Source organism: Amycolatopsis sp. TRM77291 (genome assembly GCF_054166285.1).
Map to the genome: position 1 here is coordinate 897207 of NZ_JBSZHF010000001.1, position 18979 is coordinate 916185.

Here is an 18979-nt window from a genome sequence, read left to right on the forward strand (position 1 = left end):
ACATTGCTCGACGACGCACGGACGCTCGGCGACCTTGAGCGCGGGAAGTCCGAAATACTCGGCCGCTTCTGGCAGGGCAGGAATATCGTTTCCGTGGGGATCAGCACGCGATTCCGGGCCGGTGAACGAACCGATCAGCCCGCGGTCCGGGTGGGGGTCGCCAAGAAAAGAAAGCCGTCCCACGTCCGATCCGACGAGATGCTGCCCTCGACCATCGACATCGACGGCAAGACCTATGCCGTGGACGTCGTGGAAGTCGGCGAAGCGATCTCCTATGAGTCACCGCCTGGTTGGACCTTCGACTACACAATGCGTCCCATGCGCCCTGGGCTCGCAGTGGCCAACGCCGGGAACGATACCGAGCAGGGTCACAGCAGGGGAACGCTCGGCTGCTTCATTCGCGACAACGGACGGCTTTCCATCCTGTCGAATGCGCACGTGCTTGTCGATTACAGTGCCAATACCGAAAGGGACATAACTCAGCCGGGACCGACCTGGGACAGTGACGGCAACTTGACCAACCGTGTCGCGACCCTTGAACGAAGTGTGCCTTTCAAGGGTGGGGTCTTGTCGAGGAACATCGCCGATGTCGCTACTGCGGTGCTCACCGACTCGGAGAACTACAACGTGGCACCGTTGGATCCGCGGATGCACCCGCTGTCGCCCGAGCATAAGGCGGTGGGCCTGTTCTTCGCGGGGAACGAACATTGCTCCACAGGATGGATCTGCAAGATCCACAATGTTCTCGCGGCCTTGGGGCCGGGTATCGAGCTGCTGACACCGAATTCGGCGCTCCTTGCAGGTGAGTACCGTTATCAGGCGAATATTCAAAAAGTGGGGGCGCGCAGCGGGTACTCGTCCACGCAGATCGACGATATCTCCGCCAGTGTCAAGGTCACCTATCACGACGGTCGCAGGATCAACTTCGTGGACTGCATCGGCACCGGGAGGCTGGGATGGCCTGGAGATTCCGGATCCCTCGTCAGCCTCGGTGGGTCCGGCTACGACTGGGTTCCGCTAAACAATCCCGACGGCGATTGCGCAATTCTCGGCGCGGTCGGGAACATGTACGATCTTCCGGTGGCGTCGGAGGTCCCATATGCAGACCGGATCCGTGACGACTTCTTGTCACTGACGCGTCTGGGCAGCCTCTTGATCGACCTGTTCTATCTCAATGCCGAAACGGTTCGCACCCGCGCCGAAGTCTCGCCGACGAACAACTACGAGAAGGCGGGCGCGCGTACCCTTTACGACAAGTACTATGGATTCGTAAAGGGGGTACTCGACAACCCTCGCGACCCAGCGAACGTCGTCAAGCAGGAACATCTCGACGATACCGCGCAGGCGATCAACGGCGCGGCAATGCACATGACCACCGAGGAGTCCCAGGCACTCGCCGACATCTACCAGCAGGTGATCAAGAAGACGCTGGGGATGAATTACGACCAGATCCTGGCCTACATGAATGATCAAGCGGTGTGCGCCTCCGTGCTCAACCGGCTAAAGTCGGTGCCGACCATCGTGACCCAGGGGGTAATCGGAGGGTGAACGACAGTGGTGGGCCGTCCGACGAAGACCGGCGCTGGCTCGAAGAGATGGTGCTGCGGGACACCACGCTCGATGGCGGCGGCTTCATCATGGAGGGGCGAAGCTGGGCGATCTGGCTCATGACGGCTGAGCCCGATGCGGAGGAGAGCAGGCCGCAGATGTTACGCGGATACCCGGTGCGTTACCGGAAGGGCCCGATACGGTGGATGCGTGACGGTAATGGTGAGGCGTAGTCGGCAGATGGCCCTCGTTGCCCTCGTTGCCGCCACGGTGGTGGGCTGCAGCGATGGCTATGCCATCGACCCGATTGTGCCGCCGGAGCCGATACCGCTCGTGGGATCGAAGGGTGACTTCGCGATCGACACATCGAATCCGGCGGCGGTCTGGGTCGAACGCAATCAGAGTTCACCGCTCGCCGCGACTGTGCGGGATCGCATCGTCGGCAAGCCCAACGCGCATCTGGTGAAGGCCCCTGAATCCGGCGTCGCCGCTGACGTCACGCCGTATCTCGACGCGGCACGAGTCAGCGGTCGGCAGGCGATTCTGCTGGCCGATACCGACGCCGGCGCTGCCTGCGGTACGACCTCACCCACTGCCTACTCCAACTGGGGGAGCGCTTTGGGGACCACGATCGGTAACCGTGACGTGATCGTTGTCCTCCGGCTGGGCGGAACGGCTTGCAAGCCGGTTTTCCCCGCAGAAGTCCGACAGCGCCTGACCGATGAAGTCGTGTCGAAACTGCGTGCGACAGCCGGAAACGTCCGGATCGTCCTCGACGTCAGCGATCTCGCGGCGCAGGAGCCGGCGGCGGTGACGCGGTTCCTCGCCACGGTCGCCGTCGAGAACCTCACCGGAATCGCGGTCAACGTCGGTCTCAACGCGGGCGATGCGGAGGTCGAGGCGATGGTGTCTAAGATCCAACTCGGTCGTCTCGTGGCTCTTCAGGACTCGAGTCGGAGCGGAGCCAGCGGACAGAACTCCTGCAATCGCCGGGAGGCAAGGGTCGGTCCATGGCTGCATTTGGACCCTGACCCGGGCACCGTGCAGCGAATGTGGCTCACCACACCTGGTGTGTCGGATGGCCCGTGTGGAGCCGCCCCGAACAGCACTGCGGGAGAGTTCGTGCCTGAACTTGCGGATTTACTGGTCAGTCAGCAGCGGTAGCAGCCGGCGTGACGTCGATGAAGCCGGCTTCCGGGGCAGTTGCGGCCCGTGGAACGCCGGCTGACGCCGTCGAGGTTGTGCTGTTCAGGCGTGGCTTGGAGAGCACGGTCATCGCGTCGCCACGCTGCCCCTTCTCGCCTCTGCGACCGCGGGTCAGGACGGTTGGTCTTCGAGGCTGGCTTTGGATACGCATTCTCGACCTGGCGAACTGCTTGTCATCGACGAGTTCGAGCAATGGTCTGGATCGTCTTGGCCGTAGAAGGGGGCGTTATTTCGGTGGAGCGGCCCTCTGCATCATAGGCGGGTTGTCGAAGTGAATATTTTTATGGACGCCTTTTCGCTCAGGGCGCTCTCGCGTAGCTCATTCAGCTTTCGCAGATACGGCGCTGTGTCTTCGGTGCCTTCCAGTACCAGCATCGCGGTGGCAGTGTGAACGACGAGGACGGAGTTGCCGTCGTAGTCCTCGAAGAGGCCGAATGCTGTTTGAAGGTCTTCATCGAAGCTGTCGGACGGAATGATGTGTATGTTGCAGTGCGGGACGCTCGAGGTGATCACCAACTGAAGGAGTTGTTCATCCAGGACGCTGTGCATCGTCGGGTCGTGGAGAGCGATCTCATCGATGTAGAAGGTGGCGTCGAAGCCATACCTCGCACCCTTGAGTACTTCCTGCCGCGAGAGTCGTGCCTGCACGGCTTCCTTGACGAGTGGGTCCTTGGGGTTCCGGTTGTGTCGCAGCATCACTTCCGCGTACTGCTCGCTCTGCAGCAATGAAGGGATCCGCCGCGGTTCATAGAACGTCATGGTCTTGGCGCTCGCGTGCAGGAAGTCGAAGGTCGGGAGCAGATCAGGCATGTTCTCCGGGTGGCGTTGGAGGTCGTAGCCATTGGCTGGTGCCTCGGCCAATTTCTTCAGGCGATCGAACTCGGCCGGTGCCGTCTTAGCCTTCGCCAAGTAGGCGACGACCTCTAGAACAGATCCCTCGCGTTGTCCGCTCTCCATGCGAGAGACTTTCGGAGCTCCCCAGCCGAGTGGGCGGCAAATATCGACTTGAGCCAGGTTGGAAGCTTCTCGTGCGCGCCGCAACGCGGCGCCGAGCTCTCGGCTTTTGGCTGTTGACTCCTCGGCACGCTTGGATCGTGCGGGTGGTTCAGGTGCCGATTTGAACACGACGGATCACTTTCTCAAGTCGGGCTTGGTCACGGCCACTGAGGGACTTTGTGGCCAGAGTCGGTGGTGGAGTTCGGGAGGGACGAGTGCTGCCAGCGAGAGCCGGGCGGTGAGCACTTCCCTTGCAGCGAGGTCAAACCGTTCGCACGGCCACTGCTGGCCAAAGCAGATTGAGCAGCGGAACGTGACGTCGGGGTCGGGCAGATGTGCGGTCAGGTCGCATACCGAGGAGGCGACCTTGCCCAACGGGCTGTCGCTGTCGACGATCACGCAGCTCCACGACCGGATCGGTGGTGGTTCGTCCATGACCGGGTCACCCGCCTCGGCGTCGTCACGGGAATGGGTAAGTCTTGTTCGGGCCGCGCGGCAAGCCGCCCTACGGCCTCCTGCCTTCTTGTGGCAGCGGAAGTAGGGCTTCCAGGTACGGCCGTGGCTGTGGCGGGAGAACGATGACTTCGGTCGGCTCGTCGTCCAGCAACTCAGGCTCGGCCGAAGGCCATTCGACTTCCTCATCCTTTCGCCGCCGTCTGACCCTGGCGACGATCGCCAAAGCCGCCCAGTACGGCTGCCCTTGGAACAGGTGGATTCGTCGGCGCCTTCTGATGTGGCTGATGATGAGCCAGATCAGGCAGACGGTGACTACGGCAGCGCTGACGGACCAGAACATCGACATGGCGGCCTCCTGGACGGCATTCGCTTAGAAGCCTTCGCGAAGCCGGTAGGCCAGCCTGACGGAGACGCACGGCCAGATCTGTCCGCAGCACGAGCATCGGCCGTGGAGCGGGACGGTGTCGGGGAAAGGCGCGTGTACGGCGAGATACAGCGTCAGCAAGCTATACAACTGGACGGGTTCAGGATCCTGCGATCGGTTGGCTCGCGATTTGGTCGGCCAGAACGGCATCCGGCGCTTCGAATGGCGGCGCATCGAGTTGTTGCAGACGGTTGTCGTCATTGCTGACCTCCGGACGCGGGTGGTTTTCCTGGACTTTCACCACTCTGGCGTGACCGGTATAGTTACGTAACGGGGTAACGTCGCTACGTTTGGTACTTACCCTCATTTACCCCCTGGCAGAGCCGGAGACCACATGGCCGACGAGAGTGTCACCGCCGAGACGGCGCAAGCCCGTCTCGCTGGGGAGATCAAGCGGCTCCGGGGTGCGGCCGACCTGAGTCAGTCCGGCTTGGGTGAGCGGGTGGGATACACCCGGAACTACGTTTCCATGGCCGAGCGGGCCGGTGGGAATCTCCCGTCGCAGAACCTCGTCGAGGCGCTCGATCAGGCCCTTGGTGCCGCAGGGCGGCTGTGCGCGCTTTGGCGCGAAGCCAAGGAGGAGCAACAGGTTCGTCGTCGCTTGGCGCAAGTTACGGTCCTGACCAGTTCGCCAGAAGGGGTTGAAGATGCGGAACTCAGCCGGCAGGCAGTCGCCGAGGACGCACGCGATGCCGCGCGGACTGCGCGCATGATCGCGTCTTCGGGAACGACGAACGAGGCCGTCGAGCAGTTCGATTCCGAGATCCGCAGGATCGCCGCGGCCTACATCTCCCGGCCGCTGGTCGACGTCTTCGGCGAAATTCGGGAACTACGCCAAGAGGTCTTCCGGCTGCTCGACAGCAACCGGATCCCGAACCAGCTTCGTGACCTCTATCTGCACGCGAGCAGGCTCGGCGGCTTGCAGGCACACGTGTCGCTGGACCTCGGCGACTACCGTGCCGCCGACATCCACGCACAGACCGCGTGGCTGTACGCCAAACTCGCCGGACATCAGGACATGCTCGGCTGGATCAAGGCGCTCCAGAGCCTGATCGCCTACTGGGATGACCGGCTCGAGGACGCTGTCGAACGGGCACGGGAAGGAGCATTGTTTCGGCCCCGTGGAACGACTGGAGCTCGCCTGGCGAGTCTGGAAGCGCGGGCCTGCGCGGCACGCGGTGACGAAGAGGGAACGCTGACCGCACTCGATGTCGCGGAGACCGCGCGCGCCGACGCGACCATGGACGAGTACTCCGGCGTCTTCACCTTTCCGGCGGCGAAGCAGTCGGTGTACGCCGGAACCACGCTGCTGACCTTGAAGAGCAGTCCGGCACTGGCGAAACAGGCCATCGGAAAGTCGCAGTTCGCGCTCGACGTCTACCAGGCGGCGGCCCCCGCCGATCGTTCCGCGGGAGACATCTTCGCTGCCCGCCTCGACTTGGCTGGCGCACATATGGTCCTGGGCGATCTGGATGCCACGCAGTCGTTCCTGGTTCCCGTTCTCGCCGCGCCTCAGGTGCGCCGAACGGCCAGCATCATCAAGAGGGCCCGCGACATCGGAGATCGATTGAGCTCCACGAAGTACCTGACAACGGCCAGCGCCAAGGGGCTGCGCAACGAGATCCGGGAGTTCTGCGCGCCGCCACCCGCGCTTCCGCCCGGATCGGCGGTGGTCGCGAAGTGACATCGCGACCTGAAGGTGTGGACACGACGAGCCGTGCCAAGCTCGCTGGAAGTGCGTACAAGGACGAGGCCGATCTGGCCGCACGGCAGTCGCTATACAGCTGGCAGCAGCCGCGCTACGACCTGCCTGGCATCGTCCTCGAACACCTGCCGGCGTCAGCGACGAGCGTGCTCGACCTGGGCTGCGGGAACGGGAAGTTCCTCGACCGCATCCGGCGTGAGCGTCCGCAGGCGCTCGTCATCGGAGCTGACATCTCGCCGGGAATCCTGGCGCCCTTGCCACCGCCGACCGTGGCGGCGGACGCGGCGGCCCTGCCGTTCGCGTCCGGACGGTTCGATGTCGTCCTGGCACTGCACATGCTGTACCACGTCGCCGACCTGCCTGCGGCGCTCGAAGAGATCCGCCGGACGCTCGTTCCCGGCGGCCTCGTGTTCGTCTCGACGAACGCGCACAGCGACAAGGTTGAGCTGGACGACCTCTGGTCAGCGGCCGCCGGCGACGTCCTCGGCATCGACAACGGACCGAGGCGGGTGGCGCTCAGCGAACGGTTCGCGCTCGAAGACGCGCATCGCTTCCTCGAGCCATACTTCGAGCAGGTCACCGCGGTCGATCTTCCCGGCGTGATCACCGTCCGCGAATCCGACCCTGTGCTCGCGCACCTCCGTTCGTATCGGGCTTGGGCCGACGAAGGCGGGGTTCCCTTCGGCGCGACGATCGATCGCGCGCATGAGCTGCTCGTCCAGCACATCGACCGGCACGGCGAGTTCACGATCTCCTGCCGCGGCGGCGTCATCGTCGCGCGAAAGCGCCTCTGACCAGGCAACTCACAAGTTGATCACCTTGGGTAGTCACGTACTACAAACGGGCGAAAAGTTGCTGATCGTGGTCACCTGACGACACTCCGGGCATACCGTGAGTTTCGGGAGAGGGACGAACGACCCGGCATGGTCAGTCCGGCGGGAGCGTGACCGCGCGACCGCATGCTGAGTTGTCGCCTGGGAGTTGCGTGTAGGGGGAACGGATATGGCGGAGCGCCGCCGTGCCGGCTTTGCCGTGCCATTGCGAAACCCGGAATTCCGGGCGCTTTGGGTCGCCGAGCTGCTGTCGATCGGCGGCGACCAGATCGCCCGGGTCGCGTTGTCGTTGCTGGTGTTCAAGGAGACATCGTCCGCGGCGTTGACCGCGTTGACCTACGCCTTGACCTTCATCCCATCCGTACTCGGCGGCTTCCTGCTGTCCGGTCTCGCCGACCGCTTTCCGCGGCGAGCGATCCTTGTCGTCACCGACGTCGTTCGCGCGGTCCTCGCTGCGGCCATGGCGCTGCCAGGGCTTCCGCTGCCTGTGCTCTGGGCGTGTGTCGCGGTGCTCAGCGCGGCGGCGGGCCCGTTCAAAGCGGCGCAGTCAGCGTTGCTGCCACAGGTCCTCGGACGCGAGGACTTCCCGGCCGGGCTCGCACTGCGGCAGTTCACCGGTCAGGTCGCTCAGGTGGTCGCTTTCGGATCCGGCGGGCTCGTGCTGACGCTGATCGAGCCGCATCTTGGAATGCTCGTGAACGCGGGCACCTTCATGCTGAGCGCCGTGATCATCCTCAAAGGCGTGTCATCGAGGTCGGTCAGCGGAACCGACATCGAGCAAGCGGAGCCAGCGCAAGCGCCTGCCCGAACGTGGTTCCTGCTTTACGCCCTGGTCCTGCTGGTGGGTGTCTACGTCGTGCCCGAGGGCTTGGCGGTGCCGTACGGACACGCGCTGGGGATCTCCGCCTTCGGCATCGGTTTGCTGCTCGCTGCCGACCCGCTGGGAAGCGCCATCGGTGCCTGGCTCACGACGCGGTTTCGCTTGCCCGCTACGCCGCTCACCGCGTTGCTGTTCGCGGTGGTGGCCGGCCTGCCTCTCGCCGCCTGCGTCTTCGAACCGGGAGTGGTCACTTCGATCGTCCTTTGGGCAGCGTCCGGTGCCGTCTCGACCGCCTTCCTCATCCAGGTGCAGACCGTCGTCGTCGACCTGGTGCCGGATGCTCGGCGCGGGGGAGTGATGGGTCGGATGTCGACGTGCCTGCAGTGTTCGCAGGGCGTCGCGATCCTGGGCGGCGGGCTGGCCGCGCAGCAGTTCGGGCCGTTCAGAGCCGTTGCCGCCGCGGGCGCTGTCGCGATCGGAGCGGCGGCGGGGATCAGTGTGCTGTGGGCCCTTACCCGCTCCCGGCGGCGCGCCGGGAGCGAGCGTGGTTCAGCGAATGAGGACGCGCGAGATCACCAGTCCTTGTTGGTCATCGATGAACCCTCCTCCCAGCGAACGGACTGCCTGGACGGCCCGCCCGCTGAGAACACCCCGACGACGGCGTCCGCCGGAGGACCGCCTGGGGACGCAAGCGACTCAAGTATGCAGGTCAGGGCCTCCACTGTGACCAGGGAGGCCTCCGGTGATACAGAACGTATTTGGAATGTCACACGGTGGAAGCTCTGGTCGCTGCAGGGACGGGTGATCACCTTCGTTCTGGCAGTCGAGATCGTCGCGGTCGTCTTCACGCTTCTGCTGGACGGGTTCACGCCGGTGAACCGATCCGATCTCTTCCGGTTCGGTGTCCTCGTGGTGCTCGGTCTCCTCGCGGCGGAAGTGACCCGGGCTGTCGAGCAGATGCGGCGCCGGTTCTCAGATACTCCGCACGTCAACATGAGCTCGGTCTGGACACTCGCGGCGGCCTTGCTGGTCACGCCGGCTTTGGCGGCGGCGATCGCGGTCATCCTCTATGGGCACATGTGGTGGCGCAGCTGGCGTCGAGTGTCCGGTATGTGCCTTTACCGGGTGGTGTTCAGCGCGAGTTCGGTGGTCATCTCCTGTTGTTCGGCCATCGCGGTGGCCCGCTTGCTCCCCACTGTCCAAGCTCTCGAACGCATCGACGACGGCGCCCTGTTGGGTCTGGCCGTGGTGGTCGTCTGCTATTGGCTGGTGAACTCGGCATTGGTCGCCGGGGTGATCGCGTTGTCGCCCGGCAAGCGTTCGGTCGGGACACTGGTCGGCAGCTGGAGCGAGAACAGCCTCGAATTCGCGACATTGTGCGTCGGCGTCCTGGTCACGTTGTTGATGGTCTGGCATCCGCTCGCGCTGGTCTTCGTCATGCTGCCGCTGTATGTGCTGACGCGCAGCGTTCTCGTTCGGCAGCTCGAAGCCGCGGCGACGACGGACAGGAAGACCGGCTTGCTCAACGCCGAGACGTGGAAGACTCTCGCGGAGAACGAGGTGGCCAAAGCTCGGCATCACCATGCGCCGATCGGCGTCCTGATGATCGATGTTGACAAGTTCAAGTCGGTAAACGACACCTTCGGACACATTGCCGGGGACAGGGTCCTGCGCGAGATCGCACAGGCGATCGTCGAAAACGTTCGGTCGTACGACATCGCCGCGCGATTCGGAGGAGAAGAGTTCGTCGTTCTGCTGCCGGGCGCTGATACGACGGCCTCGGTCGACATCGCGGATCGTGTCCGCGAGGCCGTTCGCGGGATGAGGTTCGATGACGAATTGGGTGATTTACGCCTTAGTGTCTCAATCGGCGTAGCTTCCTATCCGGAAGCGGGCGAAGCTCTCAACGATGTGCTCGTGGCGGCGGACAACGTCCTGTTCGCAGCGAAGGATGCGGGCCGGGACAGGGTTCGTTCGTTGATTCCGGATCCTCGCCGGACGGCATCCGCCAGGGCGTATTAAGCGCCTCGGCGGTCGGCCTCGTCAGCTTGGCGGTCCGCTTGATAAACCTGAGCCCACTCGGCCAGCGGCCGGACGGCGCGGAGCAGCGAGCGTCCCGTCGGGGTGAGTACATAAGAGACTGTCGCGAAGTTGCCCGATGCGGCGTGCCGTTCGATGAGACCGTCCTCGCGAGCGCGCTGAAGAGTGTCGCTCAGTACTCGATTCGACAGCATGCGATCTCGGTCGGTGCGCTTTTCGACGTCGTTGATCGCTGCCAGCAGTTCCTTGAACTGCGTTTCACCGCGAGCAAGCCCGGCCAAGACGGCGACGGTCCACCTGCCTCTCAAGAGATCCAAGGCGATCTGAACGCTGTGCCGGTACGGCATTTCCCACCCGTCCATACCGACCAGCTAACACGATTCACCACCGCTTGCGCGCGAGCAATTCTACTTATTCCTACACCCGGACGAGTGACAAAGCCCCTGATGAGCCAAGGCTCACCCGGTGTTGAGCTTGCCCTCACCGGGCCGGAAAGCGGTATTCCTGATTTGCCAGGAACGGACTGCCTGGCGACGCAGGAGAAAGAAACGAAGGCCGGCTGGACAACCTCCCCTCGCTCGAGGAACTCGCAAGCGCCTCGGGCAGTTCCAGCCGGCCTTCGCCTTCAGGTAGGTCCACGGAGGGAGGCCGGATGTCAGCCGAATACGTTCTCGACTGCGGTGATCGAGCGAAGCTCCCCGCGGGCGAAGAAGAGGAAGAACTGTTGAGCCGGTACGTCTGGTGTGACGAGTGCCGGATCTGGCGGCGCGTCATCGAGCAGGTGGATCCCTCCGATCTGGATGCCGAGGTCGGAGGATGACCGTCACCGATTTCACCGAGCGGTTGAGGAAGGCTCGACGACGTGTGTCCGATCCGAGGCCGCCGTCGAAGAGTTCGTCGCGTTGGCTCAACCTCGCCACGGTGGTCGTCGCCCTGGTGTTCGCTCTGGTCATCGTCCATCTCGTCGCGGTCCTCAGAGACAGGACGGTGCCCGCGCTTGTGCTCGCTAGGGATGTCGGCGCGACTCAGCCGTTCACCGAGGCAGACCTGGCCGCTGTCGACCTGGTCCCTGACCACGACGTCCGCTTCATCCGAGCGGCCGACCGAGCCGCTGTCATCGGTCGCGCGCCCGCCGTCGGCCTTCAGAAGGGGACGCTCCTCGCCGCGGCCAGCCTCATACCGGAGGGCGTACCGGGAACCGGATTTCAGGTAGTCGGCCTGCGGGTCGAAGCCGGCCACCGACCGAGTCAGCCTCTTTGGCCGCATGCGCGGGTCTGTGTGTCGCCTCTGCCGCAACCGCTGCCCTGTGACTCGCTCCCATCGGCGGGAAACGCGTTCGTCGCCAGGGTCGCTGGAGTCGGGTCACCTGACTCTGACGGGACGGTCGTGGTCGACGTGATCGTCGATTCCGAGCACATCAGTCCGGCTCTGGCTGCGGCAAGCGGGTCCGTGATCATCAGCCTCAGGGGAGCATGACATGAAGTCCAAGCTCGTGATCGCCTTGCTCATCGCGGCCAGCACGGCCGGGTGCAGTGAGAGTGGAAATACGCCCTCGACCGCGCCGGCCGCACCTACGGTTTCCCCGACGTCAAGCCAGGCCCCGACAGCTGAGGACGTGGCGAAGCAGAAAGCGCTCGAGGCTTACGAAGGCTACTGGCGCGTCAGCACCGCTGCGGAGAAGGCGCCGCAATCGAAGGACTGGCGCTCAACGCTGGGCGAGTACCTCGTCGACCCGGAGCTGACGCGTCACCTCGCGGAAATCCAGAACCTGGCCTCCGTGCCGTCGCATATGGAAGGTGACTACCGGCGGTCCCCCGCGGTGACCGCGGTGTCGCTCGACGAGCGCGATCCCCGGATCAAGATCACCGACTGTCTGGATCGGACTGGACTCCACCTGGTCAGCGACAAGCCGGGCGAACAGGGGCGGGTTCTCGACAACCCGGACCAGCCGCGGCGGTACGAGTTCCGTGCCGAGGTCGCCCGGTACGCAAGTCTGAACGACCGGTGGCTGGTCCAGGTCGTCGAAGCCGCCTTGGAGAAGCCATGCTGACGAAGACGATCGGCTCGGCGCTGCTGGTGACCGCGATGGTCAGCCCGGCGGCGGCCTGGGCCAGCCCGGCGCCAGGCCCAGGCGGTTGCCAATCCTCGGGGGTGCGCGGGACCTGCTGGGTCGGTGCGACGGATCCCGGCCGGCCGGGCCGCGAGGGAGGCCAGCCGGGGATCGGACCAGCCAGCTCGGGAAAGCGCGCCGGACCGGCACCTCAATGCGTTCCGATGGCGATTCCACAGCCAGCGAGCGGCGACCCGATGTGGGCGGGAAAGGACCCGTCGAAGGGGCGGCTGGTCGTGATGATCTGCGGCGTCGGAGGGCCCGGCGGTGGGTATCCCGGCGAGGCTCGTGTGGCTTATGTGCCTAACGGAACCGAGGCTCCCGTTGTCCCGCAGGTTTCGCCCGCCGAACTCGCTCAGCAGGCGATCGACCAGATGGGACTCTCCGCGCCCGACATCAGGCTGGCGCCGCCCGCCGATTCGCCGCACGGAGCCACGATCGGCTTTCCGGTGTGGATGTGGAGCGCACGAAGCGAGGCAACCACCGGTCCGGTCACTCGGACGGCAACCGCCGGAACCGTCAGCGTGATGGCCACCGCAAGGCTCGCTCGCATCACCTGGTCGATGGGCGACGGCGCGACGAAAGCCTGTGCTGGACCGGGCACGCCGTTCACCGAAGACAAAGCTGGCCTCGCGTCACCTGACTGCGGGCACGTCTACCTGGCAAAGGCTTCGTCCGGTGCCTTCTCCATCGCCGCGACCGGCCACTGGGAGATCAGCTGGTCCGGCGGCGGGATATCCGATTCCGAGGCGATGGACCTGACATCGAGCGCCAGGTTGCCCGTCCGCGAAATCCGCACGCTGAACTCCGGGGAGGACGGCCATGAATGACCCGGCTCAACTCGAGAAGCCACCGCTCGCGCCAGAGGTCCGCCCACTTCGGCGGCGCCCCTCGAAGCTCCTGATCCTCGTGGGGCTCGTACTGGCAGCGCTGTGCGCGACCGGGACCGTGTTCATCTACCGGAACATCGACACGACGATCGCCGCGGTAGGTGTCGCCGCTCCTGTCCGATACGGGCAGGTCGTCCTCGACAGCTCCGTGCGCGAGGTCCAGGTCCGACCTGATCCTGGCGTCACGCCGGTGCTGTGGAGGGACCGTTCGCACCTCATCGGGCGGAAGGCCACCACGAATCTCTGGCCGGGGAGCGTGCTGACCGCGCAAGCGGTCGGAGGAGAGCTCCCACCCAGGCCGGGAGAGCAACTGCTGGGCATCGCTGTCAAGCCGGCTCAGCTCCCGGCGACTCCGTTGGAGCCGTTGAAGCCTGTTCTCCTCGTTCCCTCCGGCCAGGGCGCCACAGTGACCGAAACCTGGGAACCGGTGCAAGGGACGGTCGTCCGCGTGGGGGAGCGGGATCAGACCGGACTCCGCGTTGTCGATGTCGTCGTGGCCGAGCAGCAGGGCCCCAAGCTCGCGACCAAGGGATCCGTGGGCACGGTCGCGATCGTTCTGCTGCCGGGGAGTTGAGCCATCCATGCTGATCACATTCACTTCCCTACGCGGAAGTCCGGGAACGTCTGCCGCGACGCTGGCCCTGACTTGGGCTTGGCCGCGCCACGCTGTCGCCGCGGAGTGCGATCCGTCCGGCGGCCAGGCGCTGGCGGTGTTCGACCCGGGTGGCTCGCTCGGCCACCGAGGGATGTTCGAAGCGATGCTGGCCGCGCGGACGATGCCGTTGCCGCAGGCGTTGTGGCAGCAGGCGATCACGCTGCCGGACGGCACCGGGCGACATTTTCTCCTGCCTGGGCCGCAAACGACTCGGATAGCGGAAAGCCTGCAATGGCAGCGACTGGCGCTGGCGTTCCGGACCTGGGAGTCGGTCGACGTCCTGGCGGACTGTGGTCGACTTCGTTCTCGCGCTATGCCGCATGCTGTCCTGGGGAACGCCGACCTGACGGTGCTGGTCGTACGCAACGACCGGCATTCGCTCCGAGCATTGTCGTCCTCTGTGGACTTGGTTCGCGAAGAGATCGGCCTACTCGGCACAGCGGACGACGGTTTGGTGGTCGTTGTTGCGGCTACTCCCGCTGGGTTTCCAATCAAGGAGATCGAGAGGCAGTTCGGGAAACTCGGCCTGCCGGTGGTCGGTGAGATGCCGTGGGATCCGTCCTCCGCCACGCAGTTCACGGACACTTTCAAGCCAGGCAAACGCTTCGAGACCTCGTCGTTGCTTGAAACGTCCCGGAAGCTCGGGTTCGAAATCGGCAAGCGAGCCTTCACTCGGTCGCGAAGGCTTCGAGGGCGTGCGATCCATGAGCAGGCCCCTGCCAGGCAAGAGAGGCCACGACGTGAACTCGTGCGGAGGCCGCCCCCACCTTCGATCCCGCGGCCCGCCGCGTCTGCTGGCGAAGGGGACCGCCATGTTGGTTGAACAGGACTTCGCAGGAGCGGACGAACTTGTCGATCATGTCCAACAGGCTCTCGCGAAACAGGTCGAAGAAGAGATGGCACGCCATAGCGAGCCGGAATCGGGAAGTTACGAGCGTGCACTCGCAGGAAAACTGATCGACGAAGTCCTCTCGGCCGCGATCAAGGAGTGGGCTGGCCGAGGCCGGCCGTTCCTGGATCCTGGCAAGGAGTGGTTCGTCAAGAAGGCCGTGATGGCGGAGATGTTCGGCCTGGGACGGTTGGAACCGTTGCTGGCCGAGGAAGGCGTCGAGAACATCGACATCATCGGCAACGAGCCCGTCTGGCTGTCCTATGCGGACGGCACGGTCATGCGTGCACCCCGGATCGCGCCGACCGATGAAGCCTTGCTTCGCTGGCTGCAGCGCCTGGCCGCTCGCCACGGCCGGACCGAGCGATCCATCAACAGCACGTCACCGCTGCTGAACATGGAACTACCGGGCGGGGAGCGCCTGGCCGCCACCACCGAAGTCAGCGACCGCCCGCACGTCTCCATCCGACGGCACCGGCTGTCCAAGACCGGGCTGGCGGACCTCCACAAGTGGAGGATGATCTCGACGGCGCAGCTCGCGCTCTTGCGCGCGGCAGTGCGAGCGGAGAAGAACATCGTCGTCTGTGGCCGGCAACGGGCGGGGAAGACGACGCTCCTGCGGGCCCTCTGCTGGGAGATTCCTCCGGACGAACGGTTCGCGACACTCGAGACGGAGTTCGAACTCGGCTTGCACCGGCATCGCGATCGCTTTCCTGCCGTGGTCGCGTTCGAAGAACGGATCGGCAATTCGGAGCGGTCCGGCAGCACCGTCGCCGACCTGTCGCACTTGGTGTGGCAGTCGCTGCGCATGCACACCACGCGCACGATCGTGGGCGAGGTTCGCGGCCGCGAGATCATTCCGATGCTCGACGCGCTGTCGACAGGCGGGTCGGGCTCGCTGTCCACGCTGCACGCCCGCAACGCGGGGGACGCCATCAACCGAATGGCCCGCCTCTGCCTGGAGGGGAACTCGGCATGGACCCCCGAACTGGCGCACGAAACCGTGGCACACGCGATCGATCTCATCGTGCATGTCGAGCTCGTCGCCGACGGAAGCAGCCTCGATCGCTACGTTGCCGAGATCATCTCCGTCGAGGCCGGTGAGTATGGGCGACCCGCGCGGACCTATCTCTTCCAACGTGCTGCAGGTCGCCGATCGGTTCCTACCGGGAATCTGCCGACCGACGTCGAGGACTACGAGCGTGCCGGGTTCGACCGGAACTGGCTGACCTGTGGCAGCGATGGGGAGTGGGCCCATGCCTGAACTCGTCCTTGTTCTGCTCGGCGTCGGTCTCGCCGGCGGCTTGGCCCTCGTCGTCGCCGGATGGTTCGGTATCGGCCGACGGCGACAGCTTGTTTTCCAGCCGAAGGTACTTCGGCGGCATCGTGGCCTGCGCTGGCGAGGACCGCTCGCGCTGGCCGTCGGCGCTCTGGTCTGGTTTGTTTCCGGCTGGCCGATCGCCGGGGTGGCCATCACGATCTTCATCGTCTTCCTGCCGTGGCTCTTCTCAGCGGGAGCGATCGCCAAGCAGCGTATCGAGCGACTGGAAGCGCTGGAATCGTGGCTGCGACGTCTCAGCGACGTCATGGCGGCGGGCAGCACGGGGCTCGTCAGCGCCATACAGGGTTCCACCCGTGAAGCGCCTGCTTGCCTCGCCCGCGAGCTGACCACGCTGGCGCATCGCCTGCGGACCTGGGACGTGCAGGAAGCCTTGCTCGAGTTCGCCGACGACATCGACGACCAGATCGGGGATGCCGCGGTGGCCGGCCTCTGCGTCGCACACCGCCAAGGCTCAGGGGTCGCCGATCTGCTGCGTGCGCTCGCTCGCCAGGTTGCCGAGGACATCGTCGCTCGCCGGACCGCGGAGTCCGAACGGGCCCGGAGGCGGTCCACCGCGCGTGTCCTGCTCGGCATCTGGGCGGCGATGTTCGTGGGGGTCGCTCTCTTCGGTAGCTCGATGTACACCTCGGCCTATGCCACGCCGGTTGGGCAGGTTGTCCTGGCTGTGATGCTCGGGTTGGTAGGTGCCTCTGCGGTATGGCTGCGGCAGTTGGGTCTCGAGCCGCCGGCCGCCCGATTCCTCGCCCGGCGGCGGACATGAATACGTTCGGCCAACTCATCCTGCTGGCGCTGGGAATCGCCGGCGGCACGACACTGATCGTCGCGGCGTGCGTGCCCGGCCGTCTTCGGCTCGGCGATGTCCTGAACGGTCCGCCTGTCGTTTCGCACAGCTCGTCGCTGAATCCGGCCTTACGAGCCGTGATCCGGCTCGCCGACCGCTGCGGAGCAAGGACGCCGACTACAGATCTCGACCTTGTCGGCCAGACACGCGAATCCTTTATGCTGAACCGCATCGGCTATGCGTCCACGGGAGCCCTGGCGGTTCCGCTGACGAGCGCGGTACTCGTCTCCCTCGGCGCTGGGGCACCGGTCTTCCTGACGGGAGCGATGTCGCTGTGCGCGGCAGCATGCGGCTGGGCGTTTCCGCGGCTCTTGCTTCGCGCCAAGGCGCAGAAGGCACGGGCGGCGTTCCGAGGGGCTCTGGTCGCCTACGCGCACCTCGTCGCTCTCGGGCGTCTCGGTGACCGCGGTCCGGTCGAAGCGATGCGCTATCCGGCTTCGTTGGGCGAAGGCTGGGCGTTTCACCGGATCCGGCTGGCGATGAACGAAGCGTCCCTGCGTGGCCGGATGCCTTGGGAAGGTCTTGAGCGCCTCGCCGATGAGCTGGGTGTCCGTGAACTCAGGGATCTCGGCCACATCATCACCAGCGCGAGCGAGGGCGGAGCGAGTATCGCGGACACCCTGCGCTCGAAAGCGGCATCGATTGCCCAGCAAGGCCTGGCGGATCAGAAGGCCGGCTCGTCGATCCGTTCGGATCGGATGGGCATGCCGATCGCCGTGATGGGCCTGGCGTTCATCGTCTTTCTCGCCTTCCCTGGGATCTTCACGATGCTCGGCACTTGAAACAGAGGAGAAGCCCATGCTCAAAACAGTGGTGACCCGCCTGCAGTTCGCGGTACTCACGATCGCATGCGTGCTGCAGAAGCGCGGAGCGCAGTTCGCGCGACAAGGCGAGCGCGGCGACGAGAACATCACCAAAGCCATCTACGCCGTACTCGGTCTCGTGCTGGCCACCGCGATCGCCGGGGCGGTCACGGCCTTCGTGAACGGCAAGCTGCCACTGATCGGAGGGCAATGAACCTCCGGCGCCGCACTGCCCAGCTGACCGGCGAGCGCGGCGACGAGAACGTGTCGGCCATCCTCGGCCTAGGAGCACTTCTTCTGGTCACGTGGTTCGTCCTGCAAGCCGTTGTGCTCTTCCTGGGACGAAACGTGGCCTTGGAAGCAGCGCGGGACGGTGTCAACGCCGCACGGCTGCCGCCCGTCGACGTGGTGGCCGCCGAGCAGCACGCACAGAATTACGTCAGCCGGGTGACCGGAACTTGGCTGTCCAATGTGGATTCCGAAGCCACCAGCGACGGCAGGAACGTCACCGTCATCGTCACCGCCGAGGCCGCCTCACTCATACCGTTCGCACGGTTCTCGGTGAGCCAACGCGCGTCCGGGCCGATCGAGCAGCTGACGCCATGATGCGCGGGGACCGCGGCGATGTGAACGTCGAAGTCGCGATCGGCGTGTCGGCGTTGATCGCCCTCTTCGCACTCGCACTGGTCGGAATGCGGGTCATCACCGCGGAATCCGCAGTGGACGAGGCTGCCCGCTCTGCCGCACGCGCGGCTTCCATCGCCCGTGACGGCCATGCCGCAGCGTCGGTTGCCGAGGTGCGGGCGCGAGCTGTCATCGCTCAGCAGGGCTTGAACTGCGCCCAGCTCAACATCGCTGTCGATGCTCGAGACTTCGCCAGGCCGCTGGGCGAGACCGGTTACGTGATCGCCAGTATCAGCTGTGAGATCTCGTTCGGTGATCTCTTGATCCCGGGTTCGCGACTGGCTGTTTCCGAGTTCCGATCACCCATCGATCGCTATGGAGCCCGTCGATGATCCGCTTGCGTGGTGAACGAGGCTCAGTCTCGGTGTGGCTGGTAGGGTTGAGCCTCGCTCTGATCATCGCCATCGGATGGGCGGTCGACGGCAGTCGAAAAGCTCAAGCTCATTCGGAGGCGACGTCGATCGCCGAAGAAGCCGCGCGCGCAGCGGGGCAAGCACTCCGCGTTCAGGCTCTCGCCGCTGGCCAAGTCGCAGACGTCAACCCGCAGCAAGCCGTCGCCGAAGCAGAGCGCTATCTCGCGGCGATGGCCACTACCGGAACTGTTGCCGTACAGAGCAACCGAATCGTCGTCGACACCACGATCACCAGAACCACCATCTTCCTCAGCGTCATCGGAGTATCGGAGTTCTCCGTGCGCGGCCACGGCGCCGCGGATCTGGTCTCCGACGGATAGGAGC

At 65.1% G+C, this 18979-nt stretch carries 24 protein-coding genes; 20 read left to right on the forward strand and 4 right to left on the reverse strand.

Annotation, left to right across the window (positions count from 1 at the left end):
* Window positions 1–3 precede the first annotated feature (3 nt).
* The 3 genes from ACXIZN_RS04310 to ACXIZN_RS04320 are packed head-to-tail and all read left to right on the forward strand — an operon-like array spanning window position 4 to window position 2712.
* Complete coding sequence (locus tag ACXIZN_RS04310) at window positions 4–1548, forward strand: hypothetical protein (protein WP_457952649.1); 1545 nt, start codon at window positions 4–6, stop codon at window positions 1546–1548.
* On the forward strand, window positions 1545–1781 hold the full coding sequence (locus tag ACXIZN_RS04315; RefSeq protein ID WP_457952650.1) for a hypothetical protein: 237 nt from the start codon (window positions 1545–1547) through the stop codon (window positions 1779–1781). The genes ACXIZN_RS04310 and ACXIZN_RS04315 overlap by 4 nt, the downstream gene beginning before the upstream one ends.
* Window positions 1759–2712, forward strand: a complete 954-nt coding sequence (locus ACXIZN_RS04320; RefSeq protein WP_457952651.1) for a hypothetical protein — start codon at window positions 1759–1761, stop codon at window positions 2710–2712. Before ACXIZN_RS04315 ends, ACXIZN_RS04320 begins: the two co-directional genes overlap by 23 nt.
* A 294-nt stretch (window positions 2713–3006) precedes the next feature.
* Here the strand turns inward: ACXIZN_RS04320 and ACXIZN_RS04325 are convergent, their stop codons facing one another.
* Both ACXIZN_RS04325 and ACXIZN_RS04330 read right to left on the reverse strand, forming a co-directional pair.
* A complete protein-coding gene (locus ACXIZN_RS04325; protein ID WP_457952652.1) occupies window positions 3007–3879 on the reverse strand; it encodes a helix-turn-helix domain-containing protein in 873 nt (290 codons plus the stop codon).
* A 6-nt stretch (window positions 3880–3885) separates the two neighbouring features.
* Window positions 3886–4149: a hypothetical protein gene (locus ACXIZN_RS04330; protein WP_457952653.1), complete on the reverse strand. Its 264-nt coding sequence runs from the start codon at window positions 4147–4149 to the stop codon at window positions 3886–3888.
* 179 nt (window positions 4150–4328) lie between these two features.
* Here ACXIZN_RS04330 and ACXIZN_RS04335 point away from each other — a divergent pair, with 179 nt between their 5' ends.
* Window positions 4329–4580 (forward strand): hypothetical protein, encoded by a 252-nt coding sequence (locus tag ACXIZN_RS04335; protein ID WP_457952654.1) that lies wholly within the window; start codon window positions 4329–4331, stop codon window positions 4578–4580.
* Window positions 4581–4730: 150 nt separating this feature from the next.
* Here the strand turns inward: ACXIZN_RS04335 and ACXIZN_RS04340 are convergent, their stop codons facing one another.
* Window positions 4731–4871 carry a hypothetical protein gene (locus tag ACXIZN_RS04340; RefSeq protein ID WP_457952655.1) on the reverse strand — a complete coding sequence of 47 codons (141 nt, stop codon included), beginning with the start codon at window positions 4869–4871 and terminating at the stop codon, window positions 4731–4733.
* A 93-nt stretch (window positions 4872–4964) separates the two neighbouring features.
* Here ACXIZN_RS04340 and ACXIZN_RS04345 point away from each other — a divergent pair, with 93 nt between their 5' ends.
* From ACXIZN_RS04345 to ACXIZN_RS04355, 3 genes are all read left to right on the forward strand, one after another.
* Complete coding sequence (locus ACXIZN_RS04345) at window positions 4965–6314, forward strand: helix-turn-helix domain-containing protein (protein WP_457952656.1); 1350 nt, start codon at window positions 4965–4967, stop codon at window positions 6312–6314.
* A gap of 17 nt (window positions 6315–6331) precedes the next feature.
* Window positions 6332–7129, forward strand: coding sequence for a class I SAM-dependent methyltransferase (locus tag ACXIZN_RS04350; protein WP_457952657.1), 798 nt, complete (start codon window positions 6332–6334; stop codon window positions 7127–7129).
* Window positions 7130–7337: 208 nt separating this feature from the next.
* Window positions 7338–10010, forward strand: coding sequence for an MFS transporter (locus tag ACXIZN_RS04355; protein WP_457952658.1), 2673 nt, complete (start codon window positions 7338–7340; stop codon window positions 10008–10010).
* On the opposite strand, the gene ACXIZN_RS04360 is transcribed toward ACXIZN_RS04355, so the two are convergent.
* Complete coding sequence (locus ACXIZN_RS04360; RefSeq protein ID WP_192742956.1) at window positions 10007–10390, reverse strand: winged helix-turn-helix transcriptional regulator; 384 nt, start codon at window positions 10388–10390, stop codon at window positions 10007–10009. The genes ACXIZN_RS04355 and ACXIZN_RS04360 overlap by 4 nt on opposite strands.
* 290 nt (window positions 10391–10680) lie before the next feature.
* Here ACXIZN_RS04360 and ACXIZN_RS04365 point away from each other — a divergent pair, with 290 nt between their 5' ends.
* From ACXIZN_RS04365 to ACXIZN_RS04425, 13 genes are all read left to right on the forward strand, one after another.
* The gene (locus tag ACXIZN_RS04365; protein WP_457952659.1) at window positions 10681–10848 is read left to right on the forward strand and encodes a hypothetical protein; all 168 of its coding nucleotides are present in this window, start codon (window positions 10681–10683) and stop codon (window positions 10846–10848) included.
* Window positions 10845–11504, forward strand: a complete 660-nt coding sequence (locus ACXIZN_RS04370; protein WP_457952660.1) for a hypothetical protein — start codon at window positions 10845–10847, stop codon at window positions 11502–11504. The genes ACXIZN_RS04365 and ACXIZN_RS04370 overlap by 4 nt, the downstream gene beginning before the upstream one ends.
* A gap of 139 nt (window positions 11505–11643) precedes the next feature.
* Window positions 11644–12078, forward strand: a complete 435-nt coding sequence (locus ACXIZN_RS04375; protein WP_457952661.1) for a hypothetical protein — start codon at window positions 11644–11646, stop codon at window positions 12076–12078.
* Window positions 12079–12302: 224 nt separating this feature from the next.
* The gene (locus tag ACXIZN_RS04380; RefSeq protein WP_457952662.1) at window positions 12303–12968 is read left to right on the forward strand and encodes a hypothetical protein; all 666 of its coding nucleotides are present in this window, start codon (window positions 12303–12305) and stop codon (window positions 12966–12968) included.
* Window positions 12961–13602: an SAF domain-containing protein gene (locus ACXIZN_RS04385; RefSeq protein WP_457952663.1), complete on the forward strand. Its 642-nt coding sequence runs from the start codon at window positions 12961–12963 to the stop codon at window positions 13600–13602. Before ACXIZN_RS04380 ends, ACXIZN_RS04385 begins: the two co-directional genes overlap by 8 nt.
* A 7-nt stretch (window positions 13603–13609) precedes the next feature.
* A complete protein-coding gene (locus tag ACXIZN_RS04390; protein WP_457952664.1) occupies window positions 13610–14506 on the forward strand; it encodes a hypothetical protein in 897 nt (298 codons plus the stop codon).
* Window positions 14496–15836: a CpaF family protein gene (locus tag ACXIZN_RS04395; RefSeq protein WP_457952665.1), complete on the forward strand. Its 1341-nt coding sequence runs from the start codon at window positions 14496–14498 to the stop codon at window positions 15834–15836. Before ACXIZN_RS04390 ends, ACXIZN_RS04395 begins: the two co-directional genes overlap by 11 nt.
* Entirely contained in the window at window positions 15829–16674 is an 846-nt protein-coding gene (locus ACXIZN_RS04400) for a type II secretion system F family protein (RefSeq protein WP_457952666.1), read from the forward strand. The genes ACXIZN_RS04395 and ACXIZN_RS04400 overlap by 8 nt, the downstream gene beginning before the upstream one ends.
* Window positions 16671–17537, forward strand: a complete 867-nt coding sequence (locus ACXIZN_RS04405) for a type II secretion system protein (RefSeq protein WP_457952667.1) — start codon at window positions 16671–16673, stop codon at window positions 17535–17537. Before ACXIZN_RS04400 ends, ACXIZN_RS04405 begins: the two co-directional genes overlap by 4 nt.
* A 16-nt stretch (window positions 17538–17553) precedes the next feature.
* Entirely contained in the window at window positions 17554–17772 is a 219-nt protein-coding gene (locus ACXIZN_RS04410; RefSeq protein ID WP_457952668.1) for a hypothetical protein, read from the forward strand.
* A complete protein-coding gene (locus tag ACXIZN_RS04415) occupies window positions 17769–18164 on the forward strand; it encodes a hypothetical protein (RefSeq protein WP_457952669.1) in 396 nt (131 codons plus the stop codon). The genes ACXIZN_RS04410 and ACXIZN_RS04415 overlap by 4 nt, the downstream gene beginning before the upstream one ends.
* Window positions 18161–18574: a hypothetical protein gene (locus ACXIZN_RS04420; protein ID WP_457952670.1), complete on the forward strand. Its 414-nt coding sequence runs from the start codon at window positions 18161–18163 to the stop codon at window positions 18572–18574. The genes ACXIZN_RS04415 and ACXIZN_RS04420 overlap by 4 nt, the downstream gene beginning before the upstream one ends.
* A complete protein-coding gene (locus tag ACXIZN_RS04425) occupies window positions 18571–18975 on the forward strand; it encodes a pilus assembly protein TadG-related protein (protein ID WP_457952671.1) in 405 nt (134 codons plus the stop codon). The genes ACXIZN_RS04420 and ACXIZN_RS04425 overlap by 4 nt, the downstream gene beginning before the upstream one ends.
* Window positions 18976–18979: the final 4 nt, after the last annotated feature.

Bases quoted from the DNA above. Each gene is read 5' to 3' on its own strand.
- ACXIZN_RS04385 (WP_457952663.1), top strand. From the start codon at position 12,961: ATGAATGACCCGGCTCAACTCGAGAAGCCACCGCTCGCGCCAGAGGTC.
- ACXIZN_RS04365 (WP_457952659.1), top strand. From the start codon at position 10,681: ATGTCAGCCGAATACGTTCTCGACTGCGGTGATCGAGCGAAGCTCCCC.
- ACXIZN_RS04360 (WP_192742956.1), bottom strand. From the start codon at position 10,390: ATGGACGGGTGGGAAATGCCGTACCGGCACAGCGTTCAGATCGCCTTG.
- ACXIZN_RS04395 (WP_457952665.1), top strand. From the start codon at position 14,496: ATGTTGGTTGAACAGGACTTCGCAGGAGCGGACGAACTTGTCGATCAT.
- ACXIZN_RS04345 (WP_457952656.1), top strand. From the start codon at position 4,965: ATGGCCGACGAGAGTGTCACCGCCGAGACGGCGCAAGCCCGTCTCGCT.
- ACXIZN_RS04415 (WP_457952669.1), top strand. From the start codon at position 17,769: ATGAACCTCCGGCGCCGCACTGCCCAGCTGACCGGCGAGCGCGGCGAC.
- ACXIZN_RS04410 (WP_457952668.1), top strand. From the start codon at position 17,554: ATGCTCAAAACAGTGGTGACCCGCCTGCAGTTCGCGGTACTCACGATC.
- ACXIZN_RS04335 (WP_457952654.1), top strand. From the start codon at position 4,329: ATGACTTCGGTCGGCTCGTCGTCCAGCAACTCAGGCTCGGCCGAAGGC.
- ACXIZN_RS04355 (WP_457952658.1), top strand. From the start codon at position 7,338: ATGGCGGAGCGCCGCCGTGCCGGCTTTGCCGTGCCATTGCGAAACCCG.
- ACXIZN_RS04390 (WP_457952664.1), top strand. From the start codon at position 13,610: ATGCTGATCACATTCACTTCCCTACGCGGAAGTCCGGGAACGTCTGCC.
- ACXIZN_RS04425 (WP_457952671.1), top strand. From the start codon at position 18,571: ATGATCCGCTTGCGTGGTGAACGAGGCTCAGTCTCGGTGTGGCTGGTA.
- ACXIZN_RS04400 (WP_457952666.1), top strand. From the start codon at position 15,829: ATGCCTGAACTCGTCCTTGTTCTGCTCGGCGTCGGTCTCGCCGGCGGC.
- ACXIZN_RS04380 (WP_457952662.1), top strand. From the start codon at position 12,303: ATGGCGATTCCACAGCCAGCGAGCGGCGACCCGATGTGGGCGGGAAAG.
- ACXIZN_RS04405 (WP_457952667.1), top strand. From the start codon at position 16,671: ATGAATACGTTCGGCCAACTCATCCTGCTGGCGCTGGGAATCGCCGGC.
- ACXIZN_RS04370 (WP_457952660.1), top strand. From the start codon at position 10,845: ATGACCGTCACCGATTTCACCGAGCGGTTGAGGAAGGCTCGACGACGT.
- ACXIZN_RS04420 (WP_457952670.1), top strand. From the start codon at position 18,161: ATGATGCGCGGGGACCGCGGCGATGTGAACGTCGAAGTCGCGATCGGC.